The 13,665-nt window shown below is 58.3% G+C and carries 11 protein-coding genes and 1 pseudogene; 11 read left to right on the forward strand and 1 reads right to left on the reverse strand.

All coding sequences use genetic code 11. From position 1 onward, the window contains the following. The first annotated feature begins 45 nt into the window (after positions 1–45). The 11 genes and pseudogenes from RV1423_RS22915 (at position 46) to RV1423_RS22960 (ending at position 12,317) form a co-directional block, all read left to right on the forward strand. Positions 46–1,290, forward strand: coding sequence for a Zn-dependent hydrolase (locus RV1423_RS22915; RefSeq protein ID WP_034301893.1), 1,245 nt, complete (start codon positions 46–48; stop codon positions 1,288–1,290). 48 nt (positions 1,291–1,338) lie between these two features. Next, on the forward strand, positions 1,339–2,838 hold the full coding sequence (locus RV1423_RS22920) for an aldehyde dehydrogenase (protein ID WP_034301895.1): 1,500 nt from the start codon (positions 1,339–1,341) through the stop codon (positions 2,836–2,838). Between the two features lie 142 nt (positions 2,839–2,980). Then, the gene (gabT, locus tag RV1423_RS22925) at positions 2,981–4,249 is read left to right on the forward strand and encodes a 4-aminobutyrate--2-oxoglutarate transaminase (RefSeq protein ID WP_034301897.1); all 1,269 of its coding nucleotides are present in this window, start codon (positions 2,981–2,983) and stop codon (positions 4,247–4,249) included. 161 nt (positions 4,250–4,410) lie between these two features. Next, positions 4,411–4,512 (forward strand): annotated as a pseudogene (locus RV1423_RS30970) (aldehyde dehydrogenase family protein); the annotation flags it as partial. A 98-nt stretch (positions 4,513–4,610) separates the two neighbouring features. Further along, a complete protein-coding gene (locus RV1423_RS22930) occupies positions 4,611–6,203 on the forward strand; it encodes an ABC transporter substrate-binding protein (RefSeq protein WP_197034990.1) in 1,593 nt (530 codons plus the stop codon). 40 nt (positions 6,204–6,243) lie between these two features. Then, entirely contained in the window at positions 6,244–7,221 is a 978-nt protein-coding gene (locus tag RV1423_RS22935) for an ABC transporter permease (RefSeq protein ID WP_034301899.1), read from the forward strand. Next, on the forward strand, positions 7,218–8,060 hold the full coding sequence (locus RV1423_RS22940) for an ABC transporter permease (RefSeq protein ID WP_034301901.1): 843 nt from the start codon (positions 7,218–7,220) through the stop codon (positions 8,058–8,060). The genes RV1423_RS22935 and RV1423_RS22940 overlap by 4 nt, the downstream gene beginning before the upstream one ends. Then, positions 8,057–9,751 carry an ABC transporter ATP-binding protein gene (locus RV1423_RS22945; protein ID WP_034301903.1) on the forward strand — a complete coding sequence of 565 codons (1,695 nt, stop codon included), beginning with the start codon at positions 8,057–8,059 and terminating at the stop codon, positions 9,749–9,751. Before RV1423_RS22940 ends, RV1423_RS22945 begins: the two co-directional genes overlap by 4 nt. Continuing rightward, positions 9,748–10,059: a cupin domain-containing protein gene (locus tag RV1423_RS22950; RefSeq protein WP_034301905.1), complete on the forward strand. Its 312-nt coding sequence runs from the start codon at positions 9,748–9,750 to the stop codon at positions 10,057–10,059. The genes RV1423_RS22945 and RV1423_RS22950 overlap by 4 nt, the downstream gene beginning before the upstream one ends. Positions 10,060–10,193: 134 nt before the next feature. Next, positions 10,194–11,540 (forward strand): ArgE/DapE family deacylase, encoded by a 1,347-nt coding sequence (locus RV1423_RS22955; RefSeq protein WP_034301907.1) that lies wholly within the window; start codon positions 10,194–10,196, stop codon positions 11,538–11,540. Positions 11,541–11,597: 57 nt separating this feature from the next. Further along, complete coding sequence (locus RV1423_RS22960) at positions 11,598–12,317, forward strand: class II aldolase/adducin family protein (RefSeq protein WP_034301909.1); 720 nt, start codon at positions 11,598–11,600, stop codon at positions 12,315–12,317. A 16-nt stretch (positions 12,318–12,333) separates the two neighbouring features. Here the strand turns inward: RV1423_RS22960 and RV1423_RS22965 are convergent, their stop codons facing one another. Continuing rightward, positions 12,334–13,620: an MFS transporter gene (locus RV1423_RS22965; protein ID WP_081768962.1), complete on the reverse strand. Its 1,287-nt coding sequence runs from the start codon at positions 13,618–13,620 to the stop codon at positions 12,334–12,336. Between the last annotated feature and the right edge of the window lie 45 nt (positions 13,621–13,665).

A 13,665-nucleotide genomic window follows, 5' to 3' on the forward strand; every position in this document is an offset into this window, starting at 1 on the left:
CTGCGCGGACGTACTGCGCAGCAAGACAGTTAGGAGAGCATTGGCATGGCAAGCAACGAACTGGCGATAAACGGCGACCGCCTGTGGCACTCGCTGATGGAACTGGCGCAAATCGGCGCCACCGAGAAGGGCGGCAATTGCCGTTTGGCGTTGACCGCACTCGATGGCGCCGGGCGCGATCTGGTGGTGGGCTGGATGAAACAGGCCGGCCTCACCATCCGGGTCGATCAGATCGGCAATATCTTCGGCCGCCGCGCCGGGCGCGATGAAGCGCTGGCGCCGGTGATGACCGGCAGTCATATCGATACGCAACCGACCGGCGGCAAGTTTGACGGTTGCTATGGCGTATTGGCCGGACTGGAAGTAATGCGCTGTCTGCAAGAAAACAATGTGCAGACCGAAGCGCCGCTGGAACTGGCCATCTGGACCAATGAAGAAGGTTCCCGGTTCGTACCGGTGATGATGGGCTCCGGCGTGTTTGCCGGCAAATTCACGCTCGATGCGGCGCTGGAGGCCAGGGATCTGGCTGGTCTGTCGGTGCGCGATGAATTGCGCAGGATCGGTTATGCCGGTACCGATCCGGTCGGCGGCCGTCCGATTGGAGCCTATTTCGAGGCGCATATCGAACAAGGTCCGATACTCGAACATGAAGGCAAAGTGATCGGCGTGGTTACCGGATCGCTGGGCGTGCGCTGGTACGACGTCACCGTCACAGGAATGGAGATGCATGCCGGACCGACGCCAATGCCGATTCGCAAGGATGCCTTGTTCGCCGCCACTCATCTGATGCAGGAAGTGATACATCTGGCCAATGACAACCAGCCGCATGGACGTGGCACCGTTGGCGCGGTGCAGATTCATCCCGGCTCGCGCAATGTCATTCCCGGTCAGGTGACCTTTACTGTCGATATCCGCCACCAGGACGAAGCCACACTGGACCGCATGGATCAGCACTGGCGTCAGGCTTGCGTCAATGCGCAAGAAGAATTCGGCCTCAAGGTGCAGTTGACCGATGTGCAGTATTTCAAGCCGACGCCGTTTGATCCAGCACTGGTCGGCATGATCCGCGAAGGTGCGGCAGCAGCGGGGCTGTCGCACATGGATATCGTCACCGGCGCCGGTCACGATGCGGTCTATATCGCGTCGCTTGCGCCGACCGCCATGATCTTCGTTCCGTGCAAAGACGGCGTCAGCCACAACGAGATTGAAGATGCAAAACCGGAAGATCTGGAAGCCGGCTGCAATGTCTTGCTGGCTGCAATGCTCGCGCGCTCCGGCCGCCTCGCGTGAGCGCTTGCAAGTGCGCATCATCCCTGTCCATCTGCAATGGAGCACACCATGAAACTGAATGATCTGGCTTATTGGCAAGAACGCGCCGCATCTCTGTCGATTCAACGCCTGGCCTATATTGATGGCCGTTTCGTCGACGCTGTCAGCGGCGCCACTTTCGCCGCCTTCAGCCCGATTGACGGCCGCAAGCTGGCCGATGTGGCGGCATGCCAGAGCGAGGATGTTGATCTTGCCGTGGCTGCCGCACGCCGGGCATTTGAAGCTGGCGTGTGGTCGCGTCTGCATCCGCGCGAACGTAAGCAATGCCTGCTGCGCCTGTCGCAACTGATTGCACAGCATGGCGAAGAGCTGGCCTTGCTGGAAACGCTGGACATGGGCAAGCCGATTGCCGACGCAGTGCTCTACGATGTTCCGGAAACAGTGAAGTGCTTTGCCTGGTATGCCGAGGCCATCGACAAGCAATACGACGAAATTGCACCCACCGGCGAAGACGCGCTGGCCACCATTACGCGCGAACCGGTAGGCGTGGTCGCCGCCGTGGTGCCATGGAATTATCCGTTGATGATGGCCGCCTGGAAAATCGCCCCGGCGCTGGCGGTCGGCAACAGCGTCGTTCTCAAACCGGCGGAGCAATCGTCGCTGAGCGCGCTGAAGCTGGCGGAGCTGGCGCAGCAGGCCGGCATTCCGGCTGGCGTGTTCAACGTGACGCCAGGATTGGGTGCGGCTGCCGGCAAAGCACTGGGCTTGCACATGGACGTGGACTGTATTGCGTTTACCGGCTCCACGCTGACCGGAAAGCGCTTCATGGAGTATTCCAGTCAATCCAATCTGAAGCGCGTCTGGCTCGAATGCGGCGGCAAATCGCCGCATATCGTATTCGATGACTGTCCTGATCTGGACAAGGCTGCGCAAGCCGCTGCCGCAGGCATTTTCAGCAATCAGGGTGAAGTCTGCATCGCCGGTTCGCGGCTCTACGTGCAGGACACCATCTACGACAGTTTCATGGCGCGCGTGCAGCACTTTGCCGGCGCCATGTCGCCCGGCGATCCCCTGGACCCGCGCGTGGCGATGGGCGCCATTGTGGACGAACCGCAGATGCGCAAGGTGCTGGCCTACATCGATGCCGGCGTGCGCGAAGGCGCGGCCTTGCGCAGTGGCGGCAAACAGGTGCGCAGCGCCAGCGGCGGTTACTACATCGAACCCACCATCTTTGATTGCAGCAGCCAGGATTTAAGCATTGTGCGCGAAGAGATATTCGGACCGGTGCTGGCGGCTCAGAAGTTTTCCACCGAAGAACAGGCGATTGCGCTGGCCAATGATTCGCAATATGGCCTCGGATCCGGCTTGTGGACGGCCAATCTGGGGCGTGCGCATCGCGTTTCGCGACGGCTGCGCGCGGGGCTCGTATGGGTCAACTGCTATATGGACGGAGACATCACCGTACCGTTCGGCGGCGTCAAGCAATCCGGCTTCGGTCGTGACAAGTCTTTGCATGCATTGGACAAATACAGCGATCTGAAGACCACCTGGTTCAACCTCGGGTCATAGCGGCAAGAAATCAGCAGCAGGGCGGCCGTCTTGCATTTTGTATCAAAGTCCAGCAGCAAGAGTTGTCCGGTTGTCATGGCATGCAGGTGACAACCCGGCAGCGACCCAAGTTAACAGCATTGAATTCAAGGAGCAAACAGAAATGAAAAATGCCGATTTACAGCAACGCAAGAATGCAGCAACCCCACGTGGAGTTGGCGTCATGTGCGACTTTTATGCCGCGCGCGCGGAAAATTCAGAATTATGGGATGTCGAAGGCCGTCGCTATATCGATTTCGCTGCGGGCATTGCCGTGCTCAACACCGGTCATCGTCATCCGAAGCTGGTGGCGGCAATCAAACAACAACTGGATCTGTTTACCCATACCGCCTATCAGATCGTTCCCTACGCCAGTTACGTGGAACTGGCCGAGCGCATCAATGCATTGGCGCCGGGGACATTTTCCAAGAAGACGGCGCTGTTCAGCACCGGCGCCGAAGCGGTGGAAAACGCCATCAAGATAGCCCGCGCCGCGACCGCTCGTCCGGCCGTGATTGCATTCGCCGGCGGCTTTCATGGCCGCACCATGATGGGCATGGCCCTGACCGGAAAAGTGGCGCCCTACAAGATCGGCTTCGGGCCGTTCCCCGGCGAGGTTTATCACGTACCGTTCCCGGCCCCGCTGCATGGCGTGAGCACCGAGGATTCGCTTGCAGCAATTCAGGCCTTGTTCAAGAGCGACGTTGATCCGAAGCGGGTGGCCGCCATCATCATCGAACCGGTACAGGGCGAAGGCGGATTCAATCCGGCCCCGCCAGAGTTGATGATCGGCTTGCGCCGCCTCTGTGATGAACATGGCATTTTGCTGATCGCCGATGAAGTTCAGAGCGGCTTTGCCCGGACCGGGAAAATGTTCGCGATGGAACACTACAGCATCACTGCCGACCTGATCACCATGGCCAAGAGTCTGGCCGGCGGCATGCCGCTGGCGGCTGTCTGCGGTCGCGCCGAGATCATGGACGCACCCGCTCCGGGTGGCCTCGGCGGCACCTATGCCGGCAATCCGCTGGCGGTGGCCTCGGCATTGGCAGTGTTGGATGTGATCAAGAATGAAAAACTGGTCGAGCGCGGTGCTCATCTGGGTGAAAAACTCAAGGCTTGTCTGAACGGATTGCGCGGCAGCATCGGCGCCATCGGCGAAGTGCGTGGTCCAGGCGCCATGGTGGCGGTGGAATTCGTCAAGCCCGGCACCAGCGAGCCGGACGCGGACTTTACCAAGCGCGTACAGACTCTGGCGTTGCAGAACGGCTTGCTGCTGCTTACCTGCGGTACCTACGGCAACGTGATTCGTTTCCTGTTCCCATTGACGATTCAGGACCAAGTCATGGACGAGGCATTGCAAATATTGAGCACTGCGCTGCACGCTGCCTGAAACTCCGACTGACGTCCTTGGCAGGGCGTCGGCTTTTCTATCGGAGACATGACGATGATGCAACTCAAGGACTCCTCTCTGTTCCGCCAGCAGGCGTATTTCAACGGCGACTGGTGAGATGCCAACGACGGCGCGTGCAACCGCGTGCGATTGCCGCCGCCGGGCAGGCCTGGAAGAACCGGATTGTGCCGACCAAGGAAGCAATCGGTGTTTGCGCTGCGATCACGCCGTGGAATTTTCAGGCTGCGATGATTACCCGCAAGCCAGCCGAGGATTATTCATTCAGTAGGCAGGTTTCTTGCCTATCTCTGTATCTGTACTACATCGCAGTTCCGCAGTCTTTATCTCGAAAGGAAGGGTCATGGACATCAAAAAAAGAAAGTTTGGCATGCAGTCGCTGTTGATCGCTGCCTGTATTCTTGCGGCGCAAGTTCCCGCGTTTGCGCAGACCGCTGAAAAGCCGCAATCCGGTGGAACCTTGAACATGTTGATGCAGCCGGAGCCGCCGACGCTGATGCTGGGGCTCAACCAGCAGGGGCCCACGCAATTCGCCGCCAGCAAGATATATCAGTCCTTGCTGACGTATGGCCCGGATTTGAAACCGCTACCGTCATTGGCGCAGTCCTGGGAAGTGTCAAAGGATGGGCTGACCTACACCTTTGTGCTCCAAAAAGGTGTGAAATGGCATGACGGCAAACCTTTCAGCGCTGCCGACGTGGTGTTTTCGGCAGACAAGTTCCTGCGCGAGGTGCATCCGCGCATGCGGGCGTTGATGAACCAGCGGGTCGAGTCTGTCAAGGCTGACGGCGACAACAAGGTGGTCTTTAAACTGAAGCAGGCTTTCAACCCGTTCATCTATGCGTTCGAAGTGTCGACGATGCCCATCGTCCCAAAACACATCTATGACGGCACCGACTATCGGACCAATCCGGCCAACAATACGCCGATCGGGACCGGTCCCTTCATGTTCAAGGAATGGAAACGCGGTTCCTACATCCATCTGGTCAAGAATCCAGCGTACTTCAAGCCCGGTCTGCCGTATCTGGATGATATCTATCTTCGCGTAGTGCCGGACGCCGCTTCTCGCGCGGTAGCCTTTGAACGCGGAACGGTGGATGTGCTGCGGGGCGGCGACGTGGAAAATTTCGAAGTGCGCCGTCTGCAGAAACTTCCCAATACGGTGATGACGACCGCCGGCTGGGAAATGTTCTCACCCAACGTATGGCTGCAGATGAACCTGCGCAAGCCGCCATTCGACAACAAGGTGGTGCGTCAAGCCATCATGCACGCAATGGATCGCAACTTCATCGTCAAGAACATCTTCTTCAATGTCGGCAAGCCGGCGACCGGTCCGATTTCATCGACCACGCTCTACTATGACAAGAATGTCCCGGCATATCCCTACGACATGGCCAAGGCCAAGAAGATGCTGGCAGACGCCGGAATCAAGCCGGGCGACTACAGCATCAAGGTATTGCCGATTCCCTATGGGTCGGTCTGGGACCGGCTGGCGGAATACACCAAGCAACAGTTGGAACAACTGGGTTTCCGGGTTGCCATCGATCCCACCGATGCCGGCGGCTGGTCCAAGAAACTGTCCGACTGGGACTTTGATGTGACCATCAACTTCCTTTATCAGTACGGTGATCCGGCCATCGGGGTGGCGCGCAACTATGTCAGCAGCAACATCATCAAAGGCACGCCGTTCGGCAACAACCAGGGCTACAGCAATCCTGAAGTGGACCGTCTGTTCGAGGCTGCGCCTGTGGCGAAAAATCCCGACGCCCGCCAGCGCATGTATTCCGAAGTGCAACGCATCCTGGTGGACGACGTGGCGGTCGGTTATCTGATGGAACTGCAATACGCCACCCTCTATAACAAGAAGGTGCACAACCTGGTGACCACGGGCATCGGCCTGAACGAAACGCTGGACAGCGTCTGGATCTCGAAGTAGTCCGCTCCATGCAACCACAACACTCAATACCTCTATCGCCATGAACACATTCGATTTTTTCTTCAGACGCCTGATCAAGGCTGCGTTTGTCGTATTGGGCGTTGTGGTGCTCAATTTCCTGCTGGTCCATCTGGCGCCGGGCGATCCGGCGTCGGTCATGGCAGGAGAGTCAGGCGCCGGCGACGCCTTGTTTCTCGCACAATTGCGGGCGCAGTTCGGTCTGGATCAACCCTTGTACGTGCAACTGTGGATGTATCTGAAAGGTGTCTTGACGCTCAATCTCGGTTTTTCCTACCGCAATAACATTGCAGTCAGCGCGCTGATCTGGGATCGCTTGCCGGCGACCTTGCTGCTGACTGCTTCAGCTTTCATTTTTTCACTGGTGCTCGGGGTCGTTCTGGGCGTCATGGCATCGGCCCGCCGGGGCAAGGCTGCCGACTCGCTGATCATGTCGGGCGCACTGTTGTTCTACGCGACGCCGCTGTTCTGGGTGTCGTTGATGTCGATTCTGGTGTTTTCGATCTATCTTGACTGGTTGCCGCCATTCGGGATGGAAACAATCGGCGCCGGCCTGACGGGCTTCGCGCATGTCTGGGATGTGGTGCAGCACATGATCCTGCCGGTGGTCACGCTGGGACTTTTCTTCACGGCGATTTATACCCGTCTGACCCGTGCTGCAATGCTGGAAGTGGCATCGCTGGATTTCGTCAAGACGGCCCGTGCAAAAGGCGTCCCGCAGCGCCAGATCACACGCCGCCATATCTTGCGCAACGCCTTGCTGCCGGTATTCACTTTCGCCAGCATCCAGGCCGGGCAGATTCTTGGCGGGGCGGTGCTGACCGAAACCGTCTTCGCCTGGCCGGGAATCGGCCGGCTGATGTTCGATGCGCTCTTGCAGCGCGACTACCCGGTGTTGCTGGGAGTGTTCTTTGTGACTTCGGTCATGGTTGTGCTGGTCAATCTGCTGGCCGATCTTCTTTATCGTTTCGTCGATCCACGCATTGAGGTGAAATCATGAATTCCTTTCTCAAACAATATGCGCGCAACAAGGGAGCTGTCGTGGGCGCCGTGATTGTGCTGGGCATTTTCATCGTCGCGGCACTGGCAGGATTGGTGTTTCCGGACAATCCCTGGAATTCCATCGCAGAGCCTCTGCTTGATCCGTTCACCGACAGCGCGCATCCCCTGGGAACCGACATGCTCGGCCGCGACATCGCCGCCTGCCTGGCCTATGGCGCGCGCGTATCGTTGCTGGTGGGGCTCATCAGCACGGCGGTCGCCACCTTCATTGGCATCTCTCTGGGCGCCGTGGCCGGCTACTATGGCGGGCGCATCGATGACTTGCTGATGCGGCTGACGGAATTTTTCCAAACCATTCCGGCATTGGCCATCGCTGTGGTTCTGGTGGCCATTTTTCAGCCCAGCATCACCTCCATCATCAGCGCCATTGCGATCGTCTCCTGGCCGCCGGTTGCCCGGCTGGTGCGCGGCGAGTTTCTGTCGTTGCGCTCACGTGAGTTCGTTCAGGCCGCTGTGGTGATTGGTCAAAGTTCTCCCCGCATCATCTTCACGCAGATCTTACCCAACACCATGTCGCCCATCATCGTTACGGGTTCGCTCATGATCGCAACGGCGATTCTGACTGAATCTGCGCTGTCCTTTCTGGGACTCGGCGACAGAAATCTCATGAGCTGGGGCTTCATGATCGGCGCGGCCCGAACCATGCTGCGCGAAGCATGGTGGATGAGCTTCATGCCGGGATTCGCCATTTTGCTCACGGTATTGGCGGTAAACCTGATCGGGGAAGGGCTCAACGACGCCCTGAATCCGCATCTGCGCAGCCGAGGTGAAGCATGAGGCCCGTCGATGCACAAACCGTGGCGCCGCTGCTGGCAATTGAAGGACTATCGATTCCCATTCCAGCCGGTGGCGACCGCAACTATGCGGTGGAAAATATCAATCTGACCCTCAATGCCGGTGAAATCCTGTGCATTGTCGGCGAATCAGGGTCGGGAAAGTCCATGAGCGCCAACGCCATCATGGGATTGCTGCCGTCCTACATGAAACCGTCGGCAGGACGCATCCTGTTCCATGGGAAGGATTTGCTGCAGGAATCGGAGTCAGCGTTGCGTCGCCTGCGTGGAAAGTCTATCGGCATGGTGTTCCAGGAGCCTTTGTCTGCATTGAATCCTGTCATGCGTATTGGCGATCAGATTGCTGAAGTGATGCAAGTCCATGGCGTCACCGACGCGGCCAAGGTCGAGCATCGCGTGCTGGAACTGATCGAATATGTGGGATTGCCCGAGCCCCGGCAGTTGCAACGCGCCTATCCGTTCCAGTTGTCCGGCGGGCAGCGCCAGCGGGTGGTGATTGCCATGGCGCTGGCGTTGGAACCGGACATACTCATCGCAGACGAACCGACCACCGCGCTGGATGTGACCACACAGGCGCAGATACTGGCGCTGATCCTGCGCATCCAGCGCCAGCGTCAGGGCGTCGGCGCCTCGGGCGCAGCACAGCCGGTGCATCCGTCGGGCATGGGCGTGATGTTCATTACCCATGATTTTGGCGTGGTGGCGGAAATTGCCGACCGCATCGCCGTGATGGAAAAAGGCGTGCTGGTTGAAGTCGGCGCCGCGCAACAAGTGCTCAATCATCCGCAACATCCCTACACCCAACGTCTGATCGCCGCCGTACCACGGCGCAATGACGAGGTGCGTAGCAGTCCCGATGACCGCTGGCCGGTCCTGGAAGTCCATGATCTTTTCAAGACCTATTCCAGCGGCGGCGGCTTGTTGGGAAAAAAACGCGTGGTGCCGGCAGTTGACGGCATCAGTTTTGCGGTACGTCGGGGCGAAACCCTTGGTATTGTCGGCGAATCGGGTTCAGGAAAATCCACCATCGGCAAATGTCTGTTAAAGCTGATCGAGGTCGATAGCGGCAAGATCCTGTTTAACGGCCGGGACATCGTAGCGTTGACGCAGCAGCAGTTCCGGCCGTTGCGCAAGGACATCCAGATGATTTTCCAGGACCCGTTCGCGTCGTTGAATCCGCGTCAGACCGTCGGACGCATCATCAGCGACGGCCCGGTCGCCAATGGAAAGACGCGTGCAGAAGCAGAGCTGCGCGCGCGTGAACTGCTCGAGCTGGTAGGCCTGGAAAAATCCGCCTTTGACCGCTATCCCAATGAGTTTTCCGGCGGCCAGCGGCAACGGGTCGGCATCGCCCGCGCGCTTGCGTTGGAACCGCAGGTGCTGGTTGCCGACGAATCCGTTTCGGCGCTGGACATGTCGGTTCAGGCGCAAGTGCTCAGCTTGCTGCATGAACTGCAACTGCGGCTCAATATCGCACTGATCTTCATCACCCACGATCTGCGCGTGGCGGCGCAGGTCTGCGATCAGGTATTGGTCATGCACCGTGGCAAGGTTGTCGAGCGCGGAACCCCGCAGCAGATTTTTGATGATCCTCAGCACGCCTATACGCAACAGCTCATCGCTGCCGTACCGGGGCAGCATTGGAATCCCTATTCAACCAGGAGAGTGGCATGAAACGACCCGCAGCAATTGGAACTGTCCAGATAGACAATGAGCAGGTGAAGGTCACTGAGTGGCGCTTCCCGCCTGGCGGGGAAACCGGTTGGCACCGTCATGGAATGTATTACGTGGTGGTGCCGCAGACCACCGGCGTGCTGCAACTGGAGACTCCAGAGGGTGTCATCGACAGTCAATTGACCAGCGGCGTCGCTTATTCCAGACCGGTGGGCATAGAACACAATGTGATCAATCCAGGCGCTACTGATTTCGTGTTCGTCGAGATTGAATTGAAAACCTCCATGGCAGTCGCACAGCAGAACTGAAACGGGTGCGCCTCATTGCCGCCGGTCATTGCACGCAATGATCGGCGTGCAAGCAAGCGATTTTTCCTTTGCGTTTTTCGTGTGCGAACGGCGCGAAAACGCTTGTCTGATACATCTATCACGGATTCATCATCATGACGTCAATTTCATCACCATCAGCATCATCATCAACCCTGTTTACCCCAGGGGAAATCATTGGATCAGTTCGCGCCATCGAACCCTACATGATCGAGACGCTGAGCAATCTCGTTGCCGCCGCCAGTCCTTCGGGGGACGAATTCCCGGCGGTCAGTCTCATGGAAGAGATCATGGGTGAAGCCGGACTGGTTGTTGAACACGTGCCATTGCAGAGCGACAAACTTTCTGCGCTCCCTCTGTACTCGCCCAAATGCCACGAGGACAAGGGCCGCAACAATCTGCTTGCGTTTCACCAAGGCACAATCAAGCAGGGCGAGCCGCAGCGCTCGGTGCTGTTCAACGGACATCTGGATGTGGTGCCGACCGGGCCCGAGGAGATGTGGACGAATCCGCCGTTTTCTCCGGTCTTGAAAGACGGCTGGTTGCATGGGCGAGGCAGCGGCGACATGAAGGCCGGAATCATCTGTACGCTGGTTGCGCTGAAGGCCTTGCGCAAGCTGGGGGTGCAACCCAAGGGGCAGGTCGGGTTCAATTGGGTTCTGGAGGAAGAATGCACCGGCAACGGTGCGCTGGCGTCTGTGGTGGAACTGCAGAAAGCCATCGGCTCCGAGCGGCTGAAAAAATTCGACGCCGTGATCATTCCCGAACCCTTGGGGGATGGCATGGTCTGTGCGCAAGTTGGCGTTTTCTGGATGCAGGTCCATATCGCCGGAAAGCCCGCTCACGCGGCCATGATGGAGCAGGGCATGAATCCCATTGACGCAGCCTACGCTGTCATGGCCGATCTGCGCGAGCTGGAAGCCGAGTGGAATCTGCCGCAGCATCGTCACCCAGCCTATCAGAAGCATGCTCACCCCATCAACTTCAATCTGGGTCGCATCGAAGGCGGCGAGTGGATGTCCTCGGTGCCTTGCACCTGCAAGCTGGGGGTGCGCATCGGCGTGTTTCCCGGCGTGGACATTGCGGAGGCCAAGGCGATCGTCGCCGCCCGCGTGCAGGCAACCATCGCGCGCATTAAGGGCGGCCTCAAAGCCGACATCAGCTATGAAGGTTTTCACGCGCCGGGCGTTGAATTCGACCTTGCCGCTCCGGCACTGCAGGCGCTTGGTGTTGCACATGCACAGATCAACGGTTATGCGGCCGCTTCCATCGCCACCACTGCGACTACCGATGCCCGGCATTTTCAAATGATGCTTGACGTGCCGGTGACCTGCTATGGGCCGCAGGCGAGGAATATTCACGGCATCGACGAGGCGGTCTCCATCGAGAGCATGCAGCGCGTCAGCGCCACACTGGCGCTGTTCTTGCAGAACTGGTGCGGTGTCGAACCCATCCTGCGTTAGCTGGTTCGCGCTGGTGCGTGGGCGAACACTATTCCATATTCTCTTGAGGGGTTCAGCTTGACAACGACAAATACCGAAGCCCAGGTGCGACGCGATCTTGCTGCGTTGTACCGGCTCGTGGCGCATTTCCGCATGACGGATCTGATTGACACGCATATCAGCGCCCGCATTCCGGGTACTCCGGATCATTTCCTGATCAATCGCTATGGCGTGCTGTTTGATCAGATGCGCCCTGAAGACCTGGTCAAGATCGACGCAAACGGAAGCATCGTGGGCGATGCGGATCCAGTCAAGAATCGCGTGAATGCTGCAGGCTTTACCATCCATTCGGCGATCCACATGGCCCGCCACGACCTGACCTGCGTGATTCATACGCACACACCGGATGGCATGGCGGTCTCTTGCCAGAAAGAAGGATTATTGCCGCTGACGCAACATGCGTTGAAATTCTACGGGCGGTTGAGTTATCACACTTATGAGGGTATCGCGCTCGACCTCGACGAACGTGAGCGTCTGGTCAATGACCTGGGGCAGAATGACGCAATGATTCTGCGCAATCACGGCTTGCTGGCTGCCGGACGGACCATTCCGGCAGCTTTTCAGAACATCCTGTTTCTCGAACGTGCGTGTCAGGCGCAAGTGAAAGCATTGTCCGGAGGGAGAGAGGTGATTTTTCCTTCTTCCGATGTGTGCGAACGAACTGCTAACCAGTTTGACCGAGGAGAGGCCGACGAGATTCGTGAGCTTGCCTGGCAAGCGGCGCTAAGACTTCTTTGAGCTGCAGAGTCAGCGTTCACCGCCTGATCAACATCGACATGACCGCGCTCGCCGCACATAGCCCCGCGACAATCGGGAAGATGATGGAGGTGTTGCCGGTGGCGTCGATCATGTGACCAATGACCGGCTCTCCGATGCCCGCAAACAGGTACGACATGGTGTTGAGTACGCCCGTCGCAGTGCCGGCGACGTGTCTGCCGAAGATGTCCGGACACAGTGCCCAGAACGACGACGCCGGACCAAAGACGAAGAAGCCGCACAAGAAGAGTAAGCCGATGGCGAGCATACTGCCATGCGGTACGAACATCATGATGATCGCTGTAGCCGAGGCCAACGTCATGTACAGGATGATCGCCAGGTAACGCCGGCCCTGGAACAAAATGTCCGAAATCCAGCTATTAGATAACGAGCCCAGCGCCATTCCGACCGGCAGTGCCACGGTGATCCATTTAGGATCGATCAGTGCGGACGAGTTTTTCCAGTCCATGCCGAGGAAGTGCACAGGCACCCAGACCACTAACGCGTAGCGCGCGGCGTTTTGCAATCCGATGGCGAGGCCGGTGACGTAAAGCTTCCAGTTTTTCAACACTACTGCGTAGCGCTGGGCACTGGTGAAATCACTTTGCTCGCTCGGTGCGGCCGCGTCATTGTCCGGGACTTCATCATGGAGCTTGCGGTCTTCGGGACGCTCGGACACCATCAGCAACAAGACCAGTGCACCCAGCAGCATCGACAGCGGCGCCAATCGAAAAATCCACATCCAATCCAGGTGCAGCGCCCCCAAGATAAGTACCGGAAAAATATACGCCAGTACCGAAGAGAAACCGGAAAAGCCGATGTACACGCCATACACGAAGCCGCGGTGTTTGTGATCCCACCAGTTCGACAGCAGGCGGCTGCCCGGCGCAAAACCCATCGATTGGAAATAGCCGTTGACGCCCCATACTACAAGGAAGAACAGGAAGCTGTGGCCGAAGCTGAACACCCAGTTCGCCGCCAGCGACAAGATCGCCCCGGCAATCATCATCGTCTTGCCTCCGATCTTGTCCCCTAGGTTGCCGTTGATAAACTGACCGCCTGCGTAACACCACAACATCGTCGCGCTGATCCAGCCGATCTGGTATTTCGACAAGCCGTAGTCGTGCTCGATGCCGGCCACTGCAAAGCCTAGCGTCTGACGTCCGGTGTAATAGAACAAATAACAAAATGTGACGCCGATGAGGGCGCGCCACTTGTAACGGTCGAACGCAGTGCTGTGCGATGGCGTGTTGGATCGCACAGCCTCGGGGGTAGTGGAATGCATGTCTGTCTCCTGGTGGGGCGGTCTTTGATTGGCGGCGTGGTCGCC

It is taken from the genome of Herbaspirillum sp. RV1423 (genome assembly GCF_000577615.1).
Lineage (GTDB): Bacteria > Pseudomonadota > Gammaproteobacteria > Burkholderiales > Burkholderiaceae_D > Herbaspirillum.